This window comes from Yersinia vastinensis (assembly GCF_044905075.1).
In the GTDB taxonomy this organism is placed as follows: domain Bacteria; phylum Pseudomonadota; class Gammaproteobacteria; order Enterobacterales; family Enterobacteriaceae; genus Yersinia; species Yersinia vastinensis.
This window is the reverse complement of sequence record NZ_CP173260.1, coordinates 502,291-525,627: the sequence shown is the minus strand read 5'-3', so window position 1 is coordinate 525,627 and position 23,337 is coordinate 502,291. Positions and strand designations below refer to the sequence as shown.

Below are 23,337 nucleotides of genomic sequence, written 5' to 3'. Positions count from 1 at the left end.
ATGCTGTGTCACTCGGCCGTAAAGGGAGCATCAGGTACCGCCGCATGCACAGCAATGTCGGATTGGACCAAATTGCGCTATGAAACGTAGCGATAAACTGCGTTACATAGCAGTAATCTTAGACTGGGAGAAAGTTATAAATGATGCGTAAAATTAAAGGCTTACGCTGGTACATGATCGCTTTGGTCACTGTCGGTACTATATTGGGTTACTTAACACGTAACGCCATTGCCGTTGCCGCACCGACGCTGCAAGAGCAGTTACATATCACAACACAGCAATATTCTTATATTATCGCCGCTTATTCTGCTGCTTACACCTTGATGCAACCGGTCGCCGGTTATGTTCTGGATGTTATGGGCACGAAAGTGGGCTATGCCATGTTTGCCATTATGTGGGCCATATTCTGTATGAGTACTGCATTGGCCAGTAGCTGGGGTGGTTTAGCTATCGCCCGTGGTGCGGTAGGTATGGCAGAGGCTGCTATGATCCCTGCTGGCCTGAAAGCCAGTAGTGAATGGTTCCCTGCAAAAGAACGTTCTATTGCTGTGGGTTACTTCAATGTCGGTTCCTCTATCGGCGGTATGATTGCCCCCCCATTAGTGGTGTGGGCTATCGTGATGCATAGCTGGCAGATGGCATTTATCATCACCGGTGTGCTCAGTCTGATTTGGGCAATTGCTTGGTTAATCCTCTACAAACACCCGAAAGATCAGAAAAAACTGACGGATGAAGAACGTGAATACATCCTCAGTGGTCAGGAAGCACAGCACTCCACTGCTAACGCTAAAAAGATGTCTGCAATGCAGATTATCCGTAACCGTCAGTTCTGGGGTATTGCAATCCCACGTTTTCTGGCAGAACCGGCTTGGGGGACATTCAACGCGTGGATCCCACTGTTCATGTTTAAAGCCTATGGTTTTAACTTGAAAGAAATTGCTATGTTCGCCTGGATGCCAATGCTGTTTGCCGACTTAGGCTGTATCTTGGGTGGTTATCTGCCGCCATTATTCCAGAAATATTTCAAAGTTAACCTGATTGTTTCCCGTAAGTTAGTGGTAACAATGGGTGGCCTGTTGATGATTGCTCCAGGGACGATTGGCCTGTTCACTAGCCCTTATATTGCGATTGCATTGCTGTGTGTTGGCGGCTTTGCGCACCAATCACTGTCCGGCGCACTGATCACCTTGTCATCCGACGTCTTTGGTCGTAACGAAGTGGCAACCGCCAACGGCTTGACGGGAATGGCGGCTTGGACTGCCAGTACCCTGTTTGCACTGGTGGTCGGGGCTTTGGCAGACACCATGGGCTTCAGCCCACTGTTTGCTGCACTGGCTGTGTTTGACGTGTTGGCCGTCGTGGTTATCTGGACGGTGCTGCAAAACCGCCCGGCAGCCGAACCGGCTATCGACCCGATTCAACAATCTCCGGCCGGGCAGAATTAAGCTGAATTATCACCTTATTCTGTGCCCTAGAGATTAGCTTTCAAATTATCGGTAGGTGGAAACTAAATTTCACCCAATAAATTTAGTAAATTCAATATATTGGGTGATTAATTATCGTGTTACCGCCTACCGTTTGAAAGATAACAGGGATATAGCCCGGCAATGATTTGTCGGGCTTTTTTATGCGCCCTTTTTGCACCTTATTAACTGCACGTTTTCCATCACAACTGTGATAGCAATAACTAGAACCTAAAAGGGATAAGTGGTATAACAAGTCCAATTGTATCTCCTTCGGGATATCATGCCTTCCAGACAAAATGAGTCGCTAAATTTGCGGCCTCAATTGATCTCAAGAGCCTTAATCATGGAATTCACAGAAACCAGACGGTTGTACCAGCAGTTAGCCGCAGAGTTAAAGCAGCGCATCGAAGCCGGAGTTTATCCGGTGGGCGATAAATTGCCCGCAGAACGCTACATTTCCGAAGAAATGAATGTCAGCCGAACCGTGGTCCGTGAAGCGATTATCATGTTGGAAGTGGAAGGTTATGTCGAAGTGCGCAAAGGTTCCGGCATCCATGTCATGTCGAATCAGCAAAAGCATTTGGTGATGCCCAACCAAGGCATTGAATTCGCCACAGCAGGTCCTTTTGAGCTGTTACAGGCGCGCCAACTGATCGAAAGTAACATTGCTGAATTCGCGGCCACTCAAGTGACCCGGCAAGATATTGTGCAATTAATTGAGATCCAGAAACATGCGCGGCAAGAAGATCGCTTTCGCGACTCTCAGTGGGATCTGAAATTTCATGTGCAGGTCGCGCTGGCAACGCAAAATACTGCCATGGCAACTATTGTCGAAAAAATGTGGAGCCAGCGGGTGCATAACCCCTACTGGATCAAGCTGCACGAACATATTGATGATAAATCGATCGAAAGCTGGTGCGAAGATCATGACAGGATCCTTGAAGCACTAATGCGCAAAGATCCTTACGCCAGTAAACTCGCTATGTGGCAGCACTTGGAAAACACGAAACAAATGCTGTTCCGTGCTACCACCGACGATTTTGAATTTAATGTGGATCGCTATCTATTTACTGAGAACCCTGTTGTTCATCTCGATATCCCCAAAGAGCTTGGCGTGACAGGGCTAGTATCCAATAAGTGATGCAGTGACAGGGAAGAGAAACTGACGCAATTGTTTCTCTTCCTTGCAAGATTATGTCGCTTTGTGGTCAGTAAATGTCGACTTCTGTCAGCAAACGTCAGTGCTAGACTTGTTTTTAAACTATTGCTTAAAAAACACTCAATTACCCCCCATATTTCCCTGTTTCAAATCCCGCGATTTTGCTAAAGTGACAGCACTTTTTTTACTCGGATGCTTTGGGAGCGAAACGCAAATACATGCGCTGGTTGTTTGCTCTGTTTATTGCAGTATCTTGCTGGACCAGTTCGGTCTCCGGCAGTCTGCTATCGCCCACACATCCCCCATCACGCGTAACCTTATCCACGCTTGATTGCCACTATGCCAGCAATGCAGCGTCATCTGTCAGCGCGCTTTCGCCGTACTTGCATCTGGAAAAGAAAAGCCTGTACTCGCAATTGCGTCTAATGGGCGTCCCAGTCAAAAAAATAGCCATAAAAAATCGACTAGGTACTACCAAATTTACCGGCTCGGCTAATCCTTCATTAGCCAACAATGCTTGGCATGGTACATATCTGGCAATATCCCGCAGTAGTAGAGCGGATGAAATCTACAAACAACCGCGGCAATCCCTGCCGCTAGTAAAGTATTCCGATTGGATATTCCATGTATCGGCACAGCAAAATCGTGTGGGTGGCTGGAAAGAGAGTAATATTCAATATAGCGGGATGCTGACCTACCACCATTTTGACGTGATGACTTCTTTGTCGGCTTAGTTTCTAAAACCACTCAGCAAGAAGTCAATTTACCTCTAGCTATCAGCGAATTGGTTTGTTCTACGTGCCCTTAGGCATATTTATCAAAACCATCGCTTAAACACGAAAACCATCAGATCTCTTTGTTATCGTGTTTATATCCATAACGATGCTTACAACAAACAATGACGTTTTAGGAATACCAGATGGATATCATTAAAGAACTCTTACATGCTTTATGGGCACAAGATTATGAGACACTGGCGAACCCTTCTCTGGTCTGGGCCATCTACATCCTGCTGTTTATGATACTTTTTCTGGAAAATGGTTTGCTTCCAGCGGCCTTTTTACCGGGCGATAGTTTGCTGATTCTGGTGGGTGTCCTGATTGCAAAAGGGGCGATGAGTTTCCCTGTAACACTGGTGGTACTGACCACCGCGGCCAGTTTGGGATGTTGGCTCAGTTATATTCAGGGACGATGGTTGGGGAATACAAAAATTGTACAAGGGTGGCTATCCCACCTGCCCGCCCATTACCACCAGCGCGCCCATAATTTGTTCCACCGCCATGGGTTATCCGCTTTGCTGATTGGTCGCTTCTTGGCATTTGTGCGCACCTTGTTGCCAACCATTGCGGGTCTTTCCGGTCTGAACAATGCCCGTTTTCAATTTTTTAACTGGATGAGTGGTCTGCTTTGGGTCTTGATCCTGACCACCATGGGCTTTGCATTTGGTAAAACGCCGGTATTCCTAAAATACGAAGATGAAGTCATGTTCGTGTTGATGTTGCTGCCTTTAGCACTCTTGGTGATTGGTCTGGTGGGCTCTTTATATGTGCTGTGGCGCAAAAAAAACGCGGCTCCCGTTGCAGATAACAAAGACAAAGGTAAGCCAGAGTGATCAATATCAGGGGCCGTTTTGGCCGCCCGATCTGGCACTATCTTGCCCTGCCAGTGACGGCTTTATTGTTAGCTGCACTGCTGTTTACGCCCATTATTCTGCGCACAGAAAGTGCATTGAAAATTCGGCCTAACCAGCAGGGGTTGTCATTACCTGACGGGTTTTATCTGTATCAACATCTTGATCAACGCGGGATTCGCATCAAAAGTATTACTCCAGAGAATGACAGCCTGGTTGTTAGTCTGGAATCACCAGAACAACAAAAAGAAGCCATTGAAGTTTTGCAGGATATCCTGCCAAGCGGCTATGTCATTGTCTCGAGTGAGTCAAAGAAACGTCAGCGTTTATTGCCCGCATTCAGAAGTAACCTACAAAAAATAGGGTAATTTCTATCACGGGGAGTTATCTCCCCGTCATTATCTTCTCTTTATTACCCTTTAATCCTGCTGATATATGATTAATCTATAAAAAATCCCGTAGTAAACTTGGGTATCGCATCATTCAGCGCTATGCTTAGTCATTCACGGCAACCTATTTCCCCCTGATTCTGCTGTAAAAGGAAGCAATACTATGTTGTTACGTACCGTTTTTTCGCTACGGTCCTCTCTCCTGTTGGTGTTACCTATCATTGCGTTTTGTAGTGCCGCCCAAGCTAATGAATGCGACACCAAAGCCAAAGAAATCCAACAGCAGATTGATTATGCCAAACAGCATGGCAATACTCGCCGCGCCGCAGGTCTGGAAACTGCATTAAAAGAAGTTAAAAGAAACTGCACAGTTGAAGGCCTAGAAGCGGAGCGGCAGGAAAAGATTCAAGAAAAGCAGCACAAAGTTACTGAGCGTAAGCAAGAGCTAAAAGAGGCACAACAAAAAGGTGATGCCAGCAAAATTGCCAAGCAACAGAAGAAATTAGCACAAGCGCAGGCTGAGTTAAAACAAGCTCAGACACAAAAGTAGCGTCGCCAGATTTAAAGACGGTTCAATACAAGCATAGTGAATTATTCGGAATTTATTAGGATTTTTAACCTATCAACTTCCAGAGAAATTCACTAAATTAGATATTCATCTCAGTTATGTTAAGGAGCTATTACATGCCACAAGATAAAACCTCTGAACATTTACGCGCTGAACTTAAGTCACTTGCAGATACTTTGGAAGAAGTGCTGCAATCTTCGACCGATAAGCCGAAAGCTGAGTTAGATAAGCTGCGGGCGAAAGCGGAAAATGCGTTGAAAGATACTCGTGAACGTCTGAGCGAAACGGGCGACCGTATCGCGGCCCAAACCAAAGAAATTGCTGATAAAGCTGACACTTATGTCCATGACAACCCATGGCATGGTGTCGGTATCGGTGCTGCTATCGGCGTGGTGTTAGGCGTGCTGCTGTCTCGTCGCTGATTATGGCTGAACTTCCTCAAACTCAGGGCCCCGGCAAAGGGGTCCTTGATACTGTTCACCGCATTGCCACTATTGTCGTTGGCATGGTTGAAACCCGTGTCCGTCTGGCAGCGATTGAACTGGAAGAAGAAAAAGCGACACTGATTCAGTTGCTAATGATGGCGGGGATCACCCTGCTGTTGACCGCTTTCGGTTTAATGAGTTTGCTGGTATTGGTGATATGGGCTATTGATCCTGCCTATCGTTTAATCGCGTTGGGATCGACGACCGCGGTGTTATTGGCACTGGCAATCATCGGTGTTATCTGGACCCTTGCTAAAGCGCGCCACTCCACACTGTTGGGTTCTACCCGTAAACAGCTGGAAACGGACCGCGAATTATTGGAGAAAGAGCGTTGAATCACCGCCAACTTGCGCAAGAGAAAGCCATATTATTGCGGCAGATCGAGCAGCAACGTTTGGATCTTGCTAACAGCACTGCGCATTGGATTGAAGTCACCGCACCTTATGATCGCGGCTGGGCAAAGATTGTCAGTATGCGAAAATATTTGATGGTTGGCTCTAGTTTAGTGGCGTTATACGGTATCCGGCACCCCAGCAAAATTGTTCGCTGGTCGCGCAGAGCTGTCAGTGTCTGGGGCGCTATCCGATTGTTTCGCAATACTTTTCTACTACGTTGATTTTTCTATAATGGTGATACTTCCATGCCATTATTATCCTACCGCTAAAAAAATCAGACGATAACTCAGCCTGCTGAACGTGGCTTTCTGCCATAGGCAGGCTTTTATCTTCTGTCACTTCAGTTTTTTTGATGAAAAACGACAGTTTTACTTGCTAACAACTTCTCTACTTCTCTACTAACATTCTCTCATCAACTCAGGGCGTTTGCGGAAACCTCGCAGATAACCCAATACCGATGTTCTTTATTATTCATTAACGCCAGCAGATGCCAGGCATTAATACAAACAACTTTTTGGAGAAGTGGTCGATGAACAAATTACAAGATACTGGCCTGTTGGTAGCGCGCATTTTGATGCCGATTCTGTTTATTGTTGCCGGTTACGGCAAAATGGGTGATGCCTATGCGGGCACCCAACAATATATGCAAGCCATGGGTGTCCCTGGTTTCTTCCTGCCACTGACTATTTTGTTAGAGTTTGGCGGCGGCTTGGCAATTTTGTTCGGTTTCCTGACCCGTACCACTGCATTATTCACTGCCGGTTTCACCATTCTGACCGCATTGATCTTCCACACTAACTTTGCGGAAGGCGTGAACCAACTGATGTTTATGAAAAACCTGACCATCGCTGGCGGCTTCATCGTACTGGCAGTAGCAGGTCCCGGTGGTTTCAGTATTGACCGCCTGTTGGGTAAAAAGTGGTAAGTCACTTTATATCGACTATAAATACCCAAAGTCATTGGAATTGCAGCTAGCCAGTCAGCGCTAGCCCGCAGAGTGGGCCTCAAGGATGAGGCTCATTAATTTCGATGAGCCTCATCCAGGTCAGTGATTCGGGTTAGTGAAAGCAGCTAACCGCGCTGCAACTTCAAGTACAAAGGGGATTTTATGGGACAACTCGTTGACGGCATCTGGAAAGACATCTGGTATGACACTAAATCTACCGGCGGTCATTTCAAGCGCAGTACCTCACAGTTTCGCAATTGGGTAACGGCTGACGGTCAGGCTGGTCCGCAGGGCAAAGCAGGTTTTAAAGCTGAAGCTCATCGTTACCATCTGTATGTCTCACTCGCCTGCCCGTGGGCGCACCGTACTTTACTCATGCGTACCCTGAAGGGTCTGGAATCACTGATTTCAGTTTCTGTTGTGCATCCACTGATGTTGGAAAATGGTTGGACGTTCGGCCATGATTTTCCGGCGGCTACCGGCGATTCTCTCTATAACCTCGATTATCTTTACCAACTCTATCTTCGTGCGGATCCCCATTACAGCGGGCGCGTGACGGTCCCAGTATTATGGGATAAGCAGCAACAGACAGTGGTTAGCAATGAGTCAGCCGATATCATTCGTATGTTTAATAGTGCTTTTGATGGTGTAGGGGCTAAAGCTGGCGATTATTACCCACCGGCATTGCGCCACGACATTGATGATATTAATGGGTGGGTTTACGACCAAGTGAATAATGGTGTGTATAAAGCGGGTTTTGCGACCACACAAGCCGCCTATGACGAAGCTGTCACGACCTTATTTGATGCCTTGGCTCATTTGGAACAGATTTTGGGACAGCAACGTTATTTGGCTGGCGAGCAACTAACAGAAGCCGATTTGCGTTTATGGACGACATTAGTTCGTTTTGATCCCGTATATGTCACGCATTTCAAATGTGATCGACGCAGGATCAGTGATTACCTCAATTTATCTGGTTTCCTGCGAGATATTTATCAGATGCCCGGCATCGCTGAGACTGTGGATTTTGCACATATCCGCCATCATTATTACCGCAGCCACGGCACAATAAACCCTTACGGGATTATCTCCATCGGCCCGCAACAAAACCTGCTGGAGCCGCATGGTAGAGAAACTCGCTTTGCTCAAAGGCAGTAGCCAGTTACTTATTCATATTGGCAAATAACTTAGGGATCTCGCGCAAACACCACGACTTTGCCTCCCCCATACTGTCACGACGCCACGCCATAATAATATCGGCCTCACGGCTGTACTCTGGCCCGACAACTCGTAAGCGCCCTGCTTCAATGTCTTCTTCGACCATGTTATAAGGCATGGTCGCCACACCTAAACCGGCCAATAAAGCTCGCCGCTTATCTTCGATGGTACTGACGGTGAGTCGTTGCTGTTTATCCAGCAATTGCACCGTTAATACTGGCCGCTCGCGGGCAGTATCTGCCACGGCGACACCACGGTATTTCACCCGAGTCAACTCTGACAGAGGTTCTGGCTCCAGATGGATGGGGTGGTCAGGGCTGGCAACATAGACACTGGTGACTTTGTACAATTTACGGCTGTTAATCTCCGAAGATGCACGAAAATGCATATCCGGGGCAATGACAATATCAGCCCGCCCCTGCTCCAAGCGCTCCCATGCCCCCGCCAAAACCTCAGTGAAAATGGAAACTTGCGTATTGGCTTTCAACGCTAATTTGTCAACTAACGGGAACAACTTCCACGCCGGAGACAGTGCTTCACTCACGATAGTGATATGAGTTTCCCAACCCCGGGCCAGTGCCTCGGCATCCGTGGTCAACTTGTCTGCGGCCTCCAGCAGGACTCGCCCGCGATCCAATAGCATACGACCAACATTGGTAAATTTGGTCCGGTGCCCGGAGCGATCGAATAGCACCACGTCCAGCTCTTCTTCAAGCTTTTGCATGGTGTAACTCAATGCAGAAGGGACTCTCCCCAATTCATCAGCCGCCGCAGCAAAACTGCCACGGCGGTCAATGGCATCCATCACTCTCAATGCTTCTAACGTTAGCGCCCGATCTTTACCCATCTTGTTCTCAATCAGGAAATTTGAATATGGCGACCAGATTAACTGGCTAACAATCTGCCGTCCAGACGCTTACCATTTGTTTACACATTATACTCGTCATACTTCAAGCCGCGGGGGCGTTGGCTACGAGTTTTCACCCCTGTCACTTACTCAAGTAAGCTACAGAGGTTCGCTCTCTTACCGCCTACCTGCAACTCGAATTAGTTAGAGTATATATTCACTTATTATATATACCCGATAGATTTCGGGTTGCAGGAGACCATTGTCATGATCACATGCAGAACAGCAAAACAGTGCGGGCAAGCTGACTTTGGTTGGCTTCAAGCGCGTTATACTTTCTCTTTCGGTCACTATTTTGACCCGAAATTATTAGGCTATGCCTCGCTGCGCGTTTTAAATCAGGAAGTGCTGGCCCCCGGCGCATCATTCCAGCCACGTACCTACCCTCGCGTTGATATTCTGAATCTGATTTTACAAGGTGAGGCTGAGTATCGGGACAGCTTGGGCAACCATGTTCGCGGCAAAACCGGCGATGTTCTATTATTTTCGACACAACCGGGAGTCAGCTATAGCGAGCATAATCTAAGTACCGATAAGCCCTTAACCCGTATTCAGTTATGGCTCAATGCGTGTCCAGAACAGGAAAGCCACCCAGCCCAACGTATGTCATTGTGCACCCAACCATTGCGGTTGCTGGCTTCTCCCGACGGTGAACAAAACAGCCTGAAATTGCGCCAACAAGTATGGATACATCATTTGGATTTAGCAGCAGGCGAGCAATATACCATTGATTTACACGGACCTAGGGCTTACCTGCAATCCATACACGGGACGATTACCGTGGAAGGCCCACAAGTCAGTGAAGCGCAGCGCCTAACCTGCGGCGATGGTGCATTTGTGCAAGAAGAGCGGCATTTAGTGATTAAAGCAGAAACCCCACTACGGGCATTGTTGATCGACTTACCGGAATGATTAGATGAAGAGAGATAAAATAGATTTTTTTATCTCTCTTCATAATATTAACGTCTTACGCTTTCAACGACGCCATATCAATCACAAAGCGATATTTCACATCGCTTTTCAGCATCCGTTCATATGCTTCGTTAATATCCTGAATATTAATCATCTCTATATCTGAAACAATGCCGTGTTTGGCACAAAAATCCAGCATTTCCTGAGTTTCCGCAATACCACCAATGCAGGAACCCGCCACTGAGCGCCGCGCCAGAATCAGCGGCATGGTGTTGATCATCGGGCTAAGATCCCCAAGATAGCCCACAAATACCAGTGTGCCATTCACATTCAGTGTTGGCATATAGGGATTGATATCATGTACATAAGGCACAGTATCGATGATCAGATCAAACTGCCCTTTCACTGCGGCCATTTGTGCATCATCAGTGGATAATACGATGTGATGCGCTCCTAAACGGCGAGCATCCGCCTCTTTACTCGGTGAGCGAGTAAAGAGTGTCACTTCAGCCCCCAACGCATTCGCCAACTTCAAAGCCATATGACCTAAACCACCCAAGCCGACAACCGCAACTTTGCTCCCTTTCCCCACTTTCCAATGGCGCAGCGGTGACCATGTAGTGATACCCGCACACAGTAGCGGCGCGGCGGCCTTCAAATCCAGACCCGCGGGCATTTTCAACACAAAATCTTGAGAGGCGACAATAGCTTGCGAATAACCGCCGTAGGTTGGCGTATGGTCATGGCGATCAACGCCATTGTAGGTTTGCACATTGCCCTCTTCGCAATACTGCTCCAGACCTTGTTTACAGGGTTGGCACACGCGACAGGAGTCCACCATGCAGCCAATCCCCGCAAAATCGCCTACTTTAAATTTTGTGACATTTTGACCAACCGCCGTAACTCGACCAATCACTTCATGACCGGGCACCAATGGATACGTGCTGAACCCCCAATCATTTCGAGCCTGATGTAAGTCAGAATGGCAAACACCGCAATAGAGCACCTCCATCACCACATCATCTGGGCGAGGATCCCGACGGGTAAACTCAAGTGGTGCAAGAGGAACTTGTGCTGACTTGGCAGCATAACCGAGAACTTTCATTGTCATGTTGTATCTCCGGCAGTAGTACGTTAAACCCAATAAACCTTAGTGGGTATATTGGGTTTTAAAGAAGAGAGAAGGTAATGCGCTGGAACCTCTGCCATGTGCAGAGCAATAATCAAAGTTCTTGTTTAGTCGGGCGGAATAAGACTTCATTGATATCCACATCCTCCGGCTGGCTGATAGCAAACGCCACAATACTGGCAAAGGCATCAGCAGAAATGGCGACTTCGTCATAAAACTGTTTAATACCTGCGGCAACATCCGTTTCAGTAATGCTGTCCACTAACTCGCTGCTGACTGCGCCGGGAGAAATAATGGTCGTCCGAATATTGTACGGTTTCACTTCCTGACGTAGCCCCTCGGAAATCACCCGAACCGCTGTTTTAGTTGCCGCATATACCGCACTGCCCGGTCTAACCTTGTGGCCCGCAACCGAGGACGTATTGATGATATGTCCACTTTTCTGATCTTTCATATAAGGCAGCGCAGCCGCGATACCATAAAGAACCCCTTTCAGGTTCACGTCAATCATCGCATTCCAATCGCTAATCTTGCAGCGTTCCAGCAGCGAGTGTGGCATCAACCCCGCATTGTTCACCATCACATCAATGCGTCCGTACAGCCTGACGGCGGTATCCACCAGCGCCTGAACTTGCTCTGCCTGCGTGACATCGGTTTTGACGACAGCTGCTTTATTCAATGATAACGCTTCAGCCAATGTCTCCAGCCGGTCAAGGCGGCGAGCGCCCAACACAACATTTGCGCCATCCTTTGCCAAACGGCGAGCCAAGGCTTCACCAAGGCCACTACTGGCTCCGGCGATAACCACCACTTTATTTTCAATACCTTGTGCCATATTCCCTCCAGAATTACTTCTGATACTGCGCATCGCTGACTTTTTCCATCCACTCAACAGGACTGCCGTTGAGGGATTCAGCAATTGCAATGTGAGTCATCGCGGTATCTGGGGTTGCCCCATGCCAGTGCTTAACCCCTTCAGGGATCCAGATGATATCGCCCTGATTCATCTCTTTAATCTCACTGCCCCACTCCTGAATCCAGCCGCGTCCTTGGGTGATAATCAAAGTCTGGCCCAGCGGATGGGTGTGCCACGCAGTACGAGCACCCGGCTCAAAGGTCACACTAGCACCACCGACACGAGCTGGGGAGGTTGCCTGAAAAGGGGCATCAATACGCACTTGACCGGTAAAGTAATTTTCTGGGCCAGGCTGAGAGGGTTGGGAACCACTTTGGATAATTTTCACTTTTTCCTCCACATCGGCGAAAGCCGCCGGACTTAACATGGACAAGATAACTGTAGACGCTGCGAGCAATTTCATCGTTATTCCTTACCTAAGATTTGACGGGCACATCGGCATTTCGCTGCGCAAAAACGCTTTTCACTACAGGTACTGCCGACATGGCATTAGGCCAGCCCACATAAAAAGCCAGATGAGTCACCACCTCTGCGGCCTGTGCCTGTGTTAACCCATTGTCCATCGCTTTATTGAGATGGAAGGTCACTTGGGCTACCTGCCCCGCAGCAATCAGTGCACTAACGGTAATGAGGCTGCGATCCCGTGGCGCCAGTGCCGGGCGTAGCCAAAGATCACGAAATAGCACATCGGTGGTATAGGTCACCAGTCCTGGAAACTGCTGACTTCCAACCGACTGCTCAACTGCATTGAGGCGTAACTGTTCGGCTGTTTGGTTGAGTGGTAGCAACTCGGGTTGTGCTGTCGGTAGTGTAGTGGCTGCGATACCTCGCTGCTGGAAGAGGGTCTGCGCCACAGTCGCCGCAGACATGGCATTACCCCAACCGGAATAAAACGCGAGATGTGTAATAATTTCCGACAACTCACTGGCCTTCACGCCATTATCCAATGCCAAATTGAACTGCTCGGCCATTAATTCCGTCTGGTGGCGGGCAATAATGGCCGCGACGGTAATCATGCTGCGATCACGCGGTGAGAGTGCGGGACGCTGCCAGAGATCATTTTGTAAGGTTTGGCTCTGATAGTGAGCTAATGCCGGTGAAACTTTTTCCAACACGTCAGCGGTAGAGACTTCGCCCGCGCGCGCGGAGCCTATCGGTTCGGCCATCACCGCACCAGACATTGCCATCGATAAAGAAAGTGCCGTCGTCGCTAAATATTTCATTGCTTTCCCCTCCGATCCTTATCGGCTTAGTTTCGATGGGAAAAAATTACCGCCATTTTATGGGGAGAACTAGATAGCTAAATGCGAAAGGAGCTATGAGTAAAATTCATTAATCTAGCCCGTATTGGCGTTGCTTCCTTGGATGTACAGTTCAAAAAGATAGCAAATGCTTCAGCTAAAAATCAGATGAATAAATACGTATGGGTATATGAATTTAAGTCATAAATTGAGTTAAGCTCCGTGTTATCCACTGTTACGCAATCAGAGAACCATAATGTTAAAAGAAAATTTTAACGATTTAATTTCGTTCCTTGTGGTCGCCAGAGAACGCAGTTTTACCAAAGCCGCAGCGAAACTGGGGGTTTCTCAATCCGCCTTAAGCCACTCTATTCGTGGGTTGGAGGACCGTCTTAAACTGCGCTTATTGACTCGTACCACCCGCAGTGTCGCCCCCACGCAAGCAGGAGAAAGGTTAGCAAATAGCCTTGGACCACGTTTTGCTGAAATTGAAAATGAACTGGATGCGTTAAGTGAAATGCGTGACCGCCCTGCGGGAAATATCCGTATCACCGCCGGTGAACATGCTGTTGATTCCGTGCTTTGGCCAGTACTGAAATCGTTCCTTGCTGAATATTCGGATATCAATGTGGAAATCACCGTTGATAACACCTTAACCGACATTGTCGCAGGCCGCTATGATGCGGGTATCCGTTTAGGAGAGCAGGTTGCCAAGGATATGGTCGCGGTACGCATTGGGCCAGATATGAGTATGGCAGTGGTGGGTTCACCTGATTATTTAGCGAAATACGGTGTACCCACTGCGCCCACAGAGTTACAAAACCATCGTTGCATCAATATGCGTCTGCCAACGATGGGCGGCCTTTATGCATGGGAGTTTGAACAAGAAGGTCGTGAATTAAAAGTACGAGTGGATGGCCAGTTAACATTCAACAGCTTGCGTCAACGTATCGAAGCCGCAACCCTAGGTTTTGGGCTGGCCTACGTACCAGAGGATTCCGTAAGAGATGACATTGCTGGTGGTAACTTGGTGAGAGTGTTAACAGAGTGGTGTGCACCTTTTCCTGGTTATTACCTTTATTACCCAAGCCGCAGGCAGCATACCACCGCGTTTTCACTTTTCATTGAAGCATTACGTTATCGGCATGAGTAATTCTATTTAATAGATTTCAGAGATAGTACGGCAGTAAAAATGGGGATAAGGTCGGCTGAACGAATGATGTATTTTATTCGTTCAGCCGATGATGAGAATTTAAAATCTATTGCAGGCAAGTCACCCACGCATTTTTATTAGAGTCATCAGTAGAAGTGCCGTTACCATTGATCAGCCAAATGCTGGAATGGCTGGTCGCACCATATACTGTTGATGAAATATAAGAACCGCTTGTTTGCCAGCCAAAAACCGTCTTAATTTGGTTTGATGGATAAGTATTGTAAAGCGTGACTAAATCAGCACGGACTGGCAAATTCGCCGCACTACCGCAAACCCGACCAGTAGCAGAGGCAAAATCAAAGGTGGACCAAGTCTCATTGTTGATAGTCTGAGTAAAGTCACCCGCAATTTCTACGTTAAGGCGTGGGCGCTTAAAGGTTTTCCCACCCGCAGTGATGGTTTCGGCCATATGGCCCCACATATTCGCCTGCGGCGTATCTGGGCTAGTAACCACCGTGTAAATCACATCAGTAGAAGCCGTCGCCGTACCCGATACTGCGGTGATGGTTCTCTGAACACCCGTACCTGAAGGATCAGTCACTGGAATGGTTACCGTGCCATCCGCACCAGTGGTGAATTTCCGCGCCGTTGTGATATTCGTGTCATTAAATCGCAAGGTGCCACTACTCACTGTTGTGCCTTGGCGGTTTCTCACATTGCCGATAGTGAATGAGATATCCACTCCAGGAAGAAGATCTCCGTCGGCATCTCTGGCGGTAACCGTCGTCTGAATAGTCTCTCCAATCTTGGTTGTGGATTGGTTCACTGAGATTGCCAACGTCGCGGCGACTGGAGCCACAAAGGTGGTGTTTACTGAGCGACCAAAGTTGTTGTTATTTATTCTCGCAGTCACCGATGAGATTCCTGCTACGGTGTTGGTCAACGTCGCGGTGGCAACACCATCGGCCCCCGTGGTGCCAATCACTGTCGTCAATGAAGCACCATTCGCCGCCCCGAATGTCACGACTTCACCCGCCAGCGGGTTGTTATTACTGTCGGTCACCACAACCCGCACAGCATTGGTCGCGACACCATTGGCAATAGCATTGTTGGATGTCACCACCATATTCGCGGAGGAAATAATTGCATTACTACTGTCAGCGATAAAGTGGGTGTTTACGGACTGATTAGCACTGTTACTTAGTGTCGCCATCACCGCCGTTGTACCTGCTACAGTGTTGGTCAAGGTCGCGGTAGCAATACCATCCGCACCTGTCGTGCCAATCACCGTGGTCACGATTGCACCATTAGTTGCCGTGAATGTCACTGCTTCATTCGCTAACAGATTGTGATTGCTGTCCGTCACAATCGCTTGTACCGCATTTGTGGCTGCACCATTCGCGATAGCATTGTCAGCTGTCACTGACATATTTGCCGCAATAATGATAGCGCTGCCGCTATTGGCGACAAAGTTAGTGTCGAGGCTATGACTATTCCCATTAACGGTTGATGTTACGGTGCTAATCCCTGCAACCAAATTGGTTAAGGTTGCCGTAGCAATTCCCTGAGCATCCGTATTAACTGAAGAGGTAATACTTGCACCGTTGCTGGCGATGAAATCCACCGTTTGGTTTGCAACCCCTGCGCCGCTAGCCGATGTCACTTTGACCTGCACGCGGTTAGCATCAAGCCCATCCGCCAGCGCATTATCATTGACTAATGTTAACGCCACTGTTGATGCACGATTAAGAACGGGAGCCACATCAATTGTGGTCACAGCCCGGTTGGATATATTGCCCTGAGTATCACGTGCAACCGCACTGATGACATGGGTATTATTCCCCCCAGTTTGGTAAGGAGGGAAAGTCACTGCAACACCGGTGACCGAGGTTTGAGTCACTACACCTCCAGCCGCAATCAGCGCAGCAGTATCCCAATCCAGTTGGCTAACGCCATATTTGGCCGTCACTTGTGCTGTCAGAGACGTGACTTGACCTTCCTGCCCAGCCAGTTGTGGTGGAAGGCTCAAACTCAGCAATTGCTGTTTTTGATAATCCAACACAATATTATTATTACGTTCAACCAAATCATATCGGCTACCTGCCAACAAGCGGGATTCGGCAACAGCACTGGAGTCAATTTGAGACTGCCAAGAACCGCCCAGACGATAATTCAGTTGGAGATTAATACTGGAATCACTTTTACTGCCTTTCCCTGCACGATGTTCCGCCCCAACGGTCAATAAGGGAATTGGGGTATAATTCAAACCAGCAGTAACGGCGTGAGGGTTTTTCTGTCGATTATCTTTCCCAAATAATGCAACATCGTCCCCTTTATATTGCTCAAACATCAGTTTACCCCCCAACTGTGGGTGTGCGGGTAAATAGGCTTCAGCCCGAATGTCATAACCATTAGCAGGACGTTCATTATAGTCAGAAAAATCCCGAGATTGATGCCAGTCGGTCAGGCCGAAATAACTGTTTGCCGATAATTTCACAAAGTCAGTTGCTATTTCTGCCCCAACCCCAATACGGCGGTTGTTCCCCGTCAAATCATTATCAAAGAAGGTGTTACCACCAAACATCCAATTACCTTGTGTGGTACGAACACCAACTCCAACATTACCTGTATGGCGTTTATCCTGATGACGGAATCCTAATTGCGTAAATAACAAATTCTTATTGTCATCATAAAGAGGAACGAGCAGGTCAACCGCACTCCCATTAAGGCTGCTATTAGAATCCAGATTTAATTGCACACGCGCAGTGCCAAATTGATTCAGCCATTGCTGTGCTGAAGTATTCGCTTCTCCAATAACCTTTGAACGTACCAAACCAGAGGCACTGCTACTCGCATTGCCGCTACTCAGCAACGATCCTGCTATTTTGGCTTGTTCCGCCAGCATTGAACTGTTGTCTTCGCCAAGTTGAGAGGAAGGGGGGATTGCTGCTGTTTTCTGGGCAGCAATAACCGGATTAAAAGCCATACTCAATGGAAAGAAACATTGAAAAATGACTGTTAACCACGTCATGGTCGTTATACGACGAGAAGGCATAATATTGCTCAAATTAGTAATCCTAGGTGAAGTTAAATGTTGAAATAAACAATAAAAAGTTATTTTTTATTTAAAATCGATTAACCTGATATGAGAATGTAATATTTAAGTACAAAAAAATTTCTAATCACTGATACTAAAATTATGACTTCTCGCCACTGATGGTATTATTTATTTTTCATATATAAGATTTATTGATCTGTTATTTTTTTGTAAAGCACATAGCGCTTTTAGTCTTCATTGACAAATATAGACAATTCACTGACATAAAATTAAATAAGTTACAGACAAATTATCTTTAATTAGATAGAAATATTTCCTATTTTTAGCACTATACATTTCGATAATTAAAAAAACATAAAAACGTTTATAACGCAAAAATGCGGCATTGGTTGTATCAAGGAGTATAACGAGAATACAAACTTGTGTTTTAAAATGATTTTTTCATAACCATCGTTGATATTGAGTATTCATTAACGGTTATTTAAAATTGAACAGAATAAAATTTAAGATTATTCACACGCTGTGAATTTAAAATTCATACAAAAACGTATGAATTTTCCACGAAAAAAAGGTTCTTTTAGAGGAAGTAATGATAATTGCTCGCGATTTCTATCGTACAAAACAAAAAACCCCGCCGAAGCGGGGTTTTTATGGAATGAGTGGAGTTGACCGGTAAGCCGGGTTCTGTCGTGGACAGTCATTCCTCTAGGCCAGCAATCGCTCACTGGCTCAAGCAGCCTACCCGGGTTCAGTACGGGCCGTACCATGTGAACCCCTATTTGGCCTTGCTCCGGGTGGAGTTTACCCTGCCACGGACTGTTGCCAGCCGCGCGGTGCGCTCTTACCGCACCCTTTCACCCTTACCTGATCCCACTTACGCGGGCCATCGGCGGTTTGCTCTCTGTTGCACTTGTCGTAGGCTTGCGCCCCCCAGGCGTTACCTGGCACCCTGCCCTATGGAGCCCGGACTTTCCTCCCCTTCACCTGTCTCCCCCGAAAGGGACGGCAGCGAAGCGGCGACTGTCTAGTCAACTCCGCGGCGGATTATAGTCACATTGTGACTAAATGTCATCTTCCGCTTGCACTTGAGCACCCTCTTGCTGTTCAAGTGCGTACTTATAGAGCGCATTCTTTTTCACGCCGTGAATCTCAGCAGCCAGAGCCGCGGCCTTTTTCAAAGGCAACTCTTTTTGTAGTAGCGACAAGGTACGTAGCGCGGCGGCAGGTAATGCATCATCGGCCTGTACTTTGTGCCCTTCAACAATCAACACCATTTCACCACGGCGGCGGGTTTCTTCTTCTTGCACCCAAGCCAATAACTCCCCCACCGGGGCTCCGTGGATAGACTCCCAGGTTTTGGTTAGCTCTCTGGCCAGTACCACATAGCGTTGCGGGCCAAGTACGGTTACCATGTCCTGTAAACTTTCCAACAAGCGATGTGTTGATTCGTAGAAGATCAGTGTTCGAGGTTCCTCAATCAGCGCTTGCAGAGTATCCTTACGTCCTTTGGTTTTCGCTGGCAGGAAGCCTTCGTAACAAAAACGATCTGAGGCAATACCGGCGGCAGAAAGCGCAGTAATCGCCGCGCAAGCACCCGGCAATGGCACAACTCGGATGCCAGCTTCACGGCAACGGCGCACTAAATGGTAGCCCGGATCGTTAATCAGTGGCGTACCTGCATCAGAAACCAGTGCAATACTCTGGCCTTCTTGCAGTTTTGCCAGCAAATGATCGGCTTTTTGTTGTTCGTTATGGTCATGAAGTGCAAATAGGCGGGCGTTGATCGCGAAATGTTGTAACAGCAACCCTGTATGACGTGTATCTTCTGCCGCAATCAAATCAACGCTTTTCAGTACCTCTAACGCCCGGTGGGTAATATCCCCTAAATTGCCGATTGGGGTAGGTACCACATAAAGCGTAGATGCAGAAATCACTGCTCGATCGTGTTGATTCATTGTTTCATCCGAATTACCGATTTAATATTGAGCATCTTGAAAAAAACATCACTGGATACAGTATGCTTTCCTCAACATTCGTTCGTTCCAAAGCAGGGCTTGTCCCTGTTGTTCTGGCTGCGTTGATACTGGCAGCTTGTTCAGGCAGAGCACCACAGACGCCGCCACCGACCAATATACAGGACGAGGCAAGCGCTAACTCTGACTATTATCTGCAACAGTTGCAACAGAGCGGTGATGATAACAAGGCTGACTGGCAATTACTTGCCATTCGTGCCCTGTTACGTGAAGGGAAAACCCCTCAGGCAGCAGAACAGCTCGGCACACTACCGGCCGAACTGAGCGATGCACAGCGTCAGGAACAGCAATTGCTGACTGCAGAACTGCTCGTTGCGCAGAAAAATAATCCTGCCGCTGCCGATATTCTAGGCAAACTCGACGCAACCCAGCTCTCTGCTAATCAACAGGTTCGCTTCTATCAGGCACAAATTGCCGCCAATCAGGGTAAAGCAACCTTACCCCTGATCCGCGCCTTTATTGCTCAAGAGCCATTACTGAAAGATAAGGCACATCAAGACAATATTGATGGCACTTGGCAAGCACTGGCCCAGCTCACACCACAAGAATTAAATAATATGGTGATTAATGCAGACGAAAATGTTCTGCAAGGCTGGCTTGATTTGCTGCATGTATATCAAGATAACAAGCAAGATCCCGACTTGCTGAAAGCCGGGATTAAAGACTGGCAAAATCGTTATCCACAAAACCCAGCGGCGAAAAACCTGCCAACGGCGTTAACTCAAATTAGTCATTTTAGTCAGGCATCTACGGCGAAAATTGCACTGTTGTTACCATTGAGTGGCCCGGCACAGGTGTTTGCTGATGCTATCCAGCAAGGTTTCACTGCCGCACAGAATGGTTTACCGGTGACACCACCGGCACCTGTAACACCAGATGTGACGGCCAACACAGCAACCGATGGCACTGCAGCCCCTGTCACCGATGTGGCGCCGATTGAGACGCCAACCCCGGTGGTGGCTCCTGCTGCGACCAGTAATGCACAGGTGAAAGTCTATGACACCACCACTCAACCGGTTGCAGCATTACTGGCCCAAGCCCAACAAGATGGCGCGACATTGGTTGTGGGTCCACTGTTGAAACCTGATGTTGAACAACTGAGTGCCACACCTAGTACACTGAATATTCTGGCGTTGAACCAGCCCGAAGTCAGCACCAACAACCCAAATATCTGTTACTTTGCCCTGTCGCCAGAAGATGAAGCTCGCGATGCAGCTCATCACCTGTGGAGCCAGGAAAAAAGAATGCCGCTGTTACTCACCCCACGTGGTGCTTTTGGTGACCGCGTCGCCAAAGCTTTCGCAGAAGAGTGGCAGAAGCAAGGTGGGCAAACCGTATTGCAGCAAAACTTCGGTTCAACTGCTGAGTTGAAACAAGCCATCAACAGTGGTGCAGGTATCCGCTTGACGGGTCAGCCTGTTGCTGTTTCAGGCACCCCTGCGGCGGCCCCTGCATCAGTGACTATTGCCGGTCTGACCATTCCTGCTCCGCCTGTTGATGCCCCAGTCGTTTCGACCTCTGCCGGCGGTAATATTGATGCGGTGTATATCATTGCAACACCCGCTGAGCTGACACTGATTAAACCCATGATTGATATGGCTACCAGCACCCGTACTAAACCGGCGCTGTTTGCTAGCTCACGTAGCTATCAAGCAGGTGCAGGCCCGGATTACCGTCTGGAGATGGAAGGCATTCAGTTTAGTGATATTCCATTGATGGCAGGCTCAAACCCGGCGCTGATGCAGCAAGCTGCAGCCAAATATTCCAACGACTATTCGCTGGTGCGTTTATATGCCATGGGCATTGATGCTTGGACATTATCAAATCATTTTGCTGAAATGCGCCAAATTCCTGGTTTTCAGGTAAGCGGCACCACGGGCGACTTAACCGCATCGGCTGATTGTGTTATCACCCGTAAATTACCTTGGCTGCAATATCGTCAGGGTATGGTGGTACCAGCGGCGTAAAGTGATTAGGGTGAGTGAATCTCCTGCAACTTCAAGCACGAAGGGCATTTCCAAAGTCATTGGTGTTGCAGGTAGGCAGCAAATGAACACATCCCGATGAGCTTACTCAGGTAAGTGATTCGGGTGAGTGAATGTAGCTAACCCCCCCTGCAACTTCAAGGACGAAGGAAATATGAGCCGACGGAACACAGGCACACATTACGAAAATCAGGCCCGCAGTTATCTTGAGCGGGCTGGTTTACTTTTTCAGGCGGCCAATGTCACCTATCAAAGTGGCGAAATTGACCTTATCATGCGCGATGGCGCTACTTGGGTTTTTGTTGAGGTTCGCTTTCGGCGTAATGCACTATTTGGTGGCGCTGCCGCCAGTGTCACCTACAGCAAGCAACAACGGTTACTTCGAGCCGCCGCACTTTGGCTGGCGCAGCGGAATGCCAGTTTTGCCACAACACCGTGCCGTTTTGATGTTTTTGCCATCACGGGCAACCAAGAAGAATGGCTGCCAAACGCCTTCAATGCGGATTAATGATTTTCTCCGGTTTGATACCGGATTATTACTGAGTGGGTTAAATCAACGTGCTGGATAGAATCAAAGGCTGCTTTACTGAAAGTATTCAAACCCAGATTGCCGCGGCGGAGGCACTGCCTGATGCCATATCCCGTGCAGCAATGACATTGGTTCAGTCACTGCTTAACGGCAATAAAATTCTCTGCTGCGGTAATGGGACTTCTGCCGCTAACGCGCAGCACTTTGCTGCCAGCATGATAAACCGTTTTGAAACAGAACGGCCTAGCTTGCCCGCTATAGCTTTGAACGCGGATAATGTTGTTCTCACAGCAATTGCCAATGACCGTTTGCATGATGAAGTCTATGCCAAACAGGTACGTGCGCTTGGTCATGCTGGCGATGTTTTGCTCGCTATTTCCACTCGCGGCAATAGCCGTGATATTGTGAAAGCGGTCGAAGCGGCAGTGACCCGAGATATGACCATTGTTGCCCTTACCGGTTATGATGGTGGAGAACTGGCTGGCTTGTTAGGTCAGCAGGATGTTGAAATCCGCATACCTTCGCACCGTAGCGCCCGGGTTCAAGAATTACACATGCTCACAGTGAATTGCTTGTGTGACTTAATTGATAACACTCTATTTCCTCATCAGGACGATTAAAGGAGCACGAATGAAGGTTGGTTATATTTTTGCCATGCTATTCAGCGCCCTGCTATTACAAGGCTGTGTTGGTGCCGTCGTTGTTGGCAGCGCAGCAGTCGCCACTAAATCCGCCACAGACCCACGTTCTGTTGGCACTCAGGTAGACGATGGCACACTCGAAGCCAGAGTCGTCAATGCACTGAGTAAAGATCAGCAAATCAAAAGCCAAACACGTTTTGTGGTCACCGCTTATCAGGGGAAAGTTTTGCTGACGGGGCAATCACCAACGGCTGAGTTGTCGAATCGTGCCAAACAAATTGCAGCGGGTGTTGATGGTGCTTCGGAAGTGTATAACGAGATGCGCTTAGGTAAACCTGTCGATCTCGCTACGGCGTCAATGGATACCTGGATTACCACCAAAGTTCGCTCACAACTGCTGACCGCCGATTCAGTCAAATCCTCCAATGTGAAGGTGACCACCGAAAATGGTGAAGTCTTCCTCTTGGGGCTGGTAACACAACAGGAAGGGCAGTCCGCAGCGCAGATTGCCAGCCAAGTGAGTGGCGTAAAACACGTGACAACCGCGTTTACTATCGTGAAGTAATCTGGCGGTAAA

24 protein-coding genes and 1 other RNA gene are annotated in these 23,337 nt (G+C 48.0%); 17 read left to right on the top strand and 8 right to left on the bottom strand.

All coding sequences use genetic code 11. The features are described 5' to 3' along the window. The first annotated feature begins 140 nt into the window (after positions 1-140). The 11 genes from ACIOG0_RS02330 (at position 141) to ACIOG0_RS02280 (ending at position 8,196) form a co-directional block, all read left to right on the top strand. The gene (locus tag ACIOG0_RS02330; RefSeq protein ID WP_050100704.1) at positions 141-1,445 is read left to right on the top strand and encodes an MFS transporter; all 1,305 of its coding nucleotides are present in this window, start codon (positions 141-143) and stop codon (positions 1,443-1,445) included. A gap of 364 nt (positions 1,446-1,809) precedes the next feature. Then, complete coding sequence (gene exuR, locus ACIOG0_RS02325) at positions 1,810-2,607, top strand: transcriptional regulator ExuR (RefSeq protein ID WP_050100702.1); 798 nt, start codon at positions 1,810-1,812, stop codon at positions 2,605-2,607. Between the two features lie 236 nt (positions 2,608-2,843). Further along, positions 2,844-3,359, top strand: a complete 516-nt coding sequence (locus tag ACIOG0_RS02320; RefSeq protein ID WP_050140188.1) for a hypothetical protein — start codon at positions 2,844-2,846, stop codon at positions 3,357-3,359. Positions 3,360-3,544: 185 nt separating this feature from the next. Beyond that, complete coding sequence (locus ACIOG0_RS02315) at positions 3,545-4,237, top strand: DedA family protein (protein WP_050100697.1); 693 nt, start codon at positions 3,545-3,547, stop codon at positions 4,235-4,237. Beyond that, the gene (gene mzrA, locus ACIOG0_RS02310) at positions 4,234-4,623 is read left to right on the top strand and encodes an EnvZ/OmpR regulon moderator MzrA (protein WP_050100695.1); all 390 of its coding nucleotides are present in this window, start codon (positions 4,234-4,236) and stop codon (positions 4,621-4,623) included. Before ACIOG0_RS02315 ends, mzrA begins: the two co-directional genes overlap by 4 nt. Before the next feature lie 184 nt (positions 4,624-4,807). Continuing rightward, on the top strand, positions 4,808-5,194 hold the full coding sequence (locus ACIOG0_RS02305; protein WP_050100693.1) for a DUF1090 domain-containing protein: 387 nt from the start codon (positions 4,808-4,810) through the stop codon (positions 5,192-5,194). A gap of 134 nt (positions 5,195-5,328) precedes the next feature. Beyond that, positions 5,329-5,634, top strand: coding sequence for a YqjD family protein (locus ACIOG0_RS02300; RefSeq protein WP_050100691.1), 306 nt, complete (start codon positions 5,329-5,331; stop codon positions 5,632-5,634). Positions 5,635-5,636: 2 nt separating this feature from the next. Next, positions 5,637-6,032, top strand: a complete 396-nt coding sequence (locus tag ACIOG0_RS02295) for a phage holin family protein (RefSeq protein WP_050100689.1) — start codon at positions 5,637-5,639, stop codon at positions 6,030-6,032. Next, positions 6,029-6,313 carry a YqjK-like family protein gene (locus ACIOG0_RS02290; protein ID WP_050100687.1) on the top strand — a complete coding sequence of 95 codons (285 nt, stop codon included), beginning with the start codon at positions 6,029-6,031 and terminating at the stop codon, positions 6,311-6,313. Before ACIOG0_RS02295 ends, ACIOG0_RS02290 begins: the two co-directional genes overlap by 4 nt. Before the next feature lie 308 nt (positions 6,314-6,621). Continuing rightward, positions 6,622-7,017 carry a DoxX family protein gene (locus ACIOG0_RS02285; protein WP_004714887.1) on the top strand — a complete coding sequence of 132 codons (396 nt, stop codon included), beginning with the start codon at positions 6,622-6,624 and terminating at the stop codon, positions 7,015-7,017. A 183-nt stretch (positions 7,018-7,200) separates the two neighbouring features. Then, positions 7,201-8,196: a glutathione S-transferase family protein gene (locus ACIOG0_RS02280; RefSeq protein WP_050100685.1), complete on the top strand. Its 996-nt coding sequence runs from the start codon at positions 7,201-7,203 to the stop codon at positions 8,194-8,196. A gap of 4 nt (positions 8,197-8,200) precedes the next feature. Here the strand turns inward: ACIOG0_RS02280 and ACIOG0_RS02275 are convergent, their stop codons facing one another. Next, complete coding sequence (locus ACIOG0_RS02275; protein ID WP_050100684.1) at positions 8,201-9,103, bottom strand: LysR family transcriptional regulator; 903 nt, start codon at positions 9,101-9,103, stop codon at positions 8,201-8,203. A 267-nt stretch (positions 9,104-9,370) separates the two neighbouring features. Here ACIOG0_RS02275 and ACIOG0_RS02270 point away from each other — a divergent pair, with 267 nt between their 5' ends. Beyond that, complete coding sequence (locus ACIOG0_RS02270) at positions 9,371-10,075, top strand: pirin family protein (protein WP_050100682.1); 705 nt, start codon at positions 9,371-9,373, stop codon at positions 10,073-10,075. A gap of 55 nt (positions 10,076-10,130) precedes the next feature. Here the strand turns inward: ACIOG0_RS02270 and ACIOG0_RS02265 are convergent, their stop codons facing one another. From ACIOG0_RS02265 to ACIOG0_RS02250, 4 genes are all read right to left on the bottom strand, one after another. Further along, on the bottom strand, positions 10,131-11,186 hold the full coding sequence (locus ACIOG0_RS02265) for an NAD(P)-dependent alcohol dehydrogenase (protein ID WP_050100680.1): 1,056 nt from the start codon (positions 11,184-11,186) through the stop codon (positions 10,131-10,133). A 112-nt stretch (positions 11,187-11,298) separates the two neighbouring features. After that, positions 11,299-12,039: an SDR family oxidoreductase gene (locus ACIOG0_RS02260; RefSeq protein WP_128451193.1), complete on the bottom strand. Its 741-nt coding sequence runs from the start codon at positions 12,037-12,039 to the stop codon at positions 11,299-11,301. A gap of 13 nt (positions 12,040-12,052) precedes the next feature. Further along, positions 12,053-12,523: a cupin domain-containing protein gene (locus ACIOG0_RS02255; RefSeq protein WP_230678383.1), complete on the bottom strand. Its 471-nt coding sequence runs from the start codon at positions 12,521-12,523 to the stop codon at positions 12,053-12,055. Positions 12,524-12,536: 13 nt separating this feature from the next. After that, a complete protein-coding gene (locus ACIOG0_RS02250) occupies positions 12,537-13,343 on the bottom strand; it encodes a carboxymuconolactone decarboxylase family protein (protein ID WP_128451192.1) in 807 nt (268 codons plus the stop codon). 274 nt (positions 13,344-13,617) lie between these two features. Here ACIOG0_RS02250 and ACIOG0_RS02245 point away from each other — a divergent pair, with 274 nt between their 5' ends. Next, positions 13,618-14,514: a LysR family transcriptional regulator gene (locus ACIOG0_RS02245; RefSeq protein WP_128451191.1), complete on the top strand. Its 897-nt coding sequence runs from the start codon at positions 13,618-13,620 to the stop codon at positions 14,512-14,514. A gap of 106 nt (positions 14,515-14,620) precedes the next feature. On the opposite strand, the gene ACIOG0_RS02240 is transcribed toward ACIOG0_RS02245, so the two are convergent. The 3 genes from ACIOG0_RS02240 to rsmI all read right to left on the bottom strand — a co-directional run bounded on the left by ACIOG0_RS02240 (position 14,621) and on the right by rsmI (position 19,527). Next, the gene (locus tag ACIOG0_RS02240) at positions 14,621-17,581 is read right to left on the bottom strand and encodes an inverse autotransporter beta domain-containing protein (RefSeq protein ID WP_128451190.1); all 2,961 of its coding nucleotides are present in this window, start codon (positions 17,579-17,581) and stop codon (positions 14,621-14,623) included. Positions 17,582-18,229: 648 nt separating this feature from the next. Further along, an RNA gene (gene rnpB / locus ACIOG0_RS02235) (RNase P RNA component class A) lies at positions 18,230-18,608 on the bottom strand. A 25-nt stretch (positions 18,609-18,633) separates the two neighbouring features. Continuing rightward, positions 18,634-19,527 carry a 16S rRNA (cytidine(1402)-2'-O)-methyltransferase gene (gene rsmI / locus ACIOG0_RS02230; protein WP_050100671.1) on the bottom strand — a complete coding sequence of 298 codons (894 nt, stop codon included), beginning with the start codon at positions 19,525-19,527 and terminating at the stop codon, positions 18,634-18,636. Between the two features lie 62 nt (positions 19,528-19,589). Here rsmI and ACIOG0_RS02225 point away from each other — a divergent pair, with 62 nt between their 5' ends. From ACIOG0_RS02225 to dolP, 4 genes are all read left to right on the top strand, one after another. Continuing rightward, the gene (locus ACIOG0_RS02225; protein WP_050100669.1) at positions 19,590-21,572 is read left to right on the top strand and encodes a penicillin-binding protein activator; all 1,983 of its coding nucleotides are present in this window, start codon (positions 19,590-19,592) and stop codon (positions 21,570-21,572) included. A gap of 172 nt (positions 21,573-21,744) precedes the next feature. Further along, positions 21,745-22,098 (top strand): YraN family protein, encoded by a 354-nt coding sequence (locus tag ACIOG0_RS02220; protein ID WP_050100668.1) that lies wholly within the window; start codon positions 21,745-21,747, stop codon positions 22,096-22,098. 50 nt (positions 22,099-22,148) lie between these two features. Further along, complete coding sequence (gene diaA, locus ACIOG0_RS02215) at positions 22,149-22,739, top strand: DnaA initiator-associating protein DiaA (protein ID WP_004710884.1); 591 nt, start codon at positions 22,149-22,151, stop codon at positions 22,737-22,739. A gap of 10 nt (positions 22,740-22,749) precedes the next feature. Further along, entirely contained in the window at positions 22,750-23,325 is a 576-nt protein-coding gene (dolP, locus tag ACIOG0_RS02210) for a division/outer membrane stress-associated lipid-binding lipoprotein (protein ID WP_050100666.1), read from the top strand. The last annotated feature ends 12 nt before the right edge of the window (positions 23,326-23,337 follow it).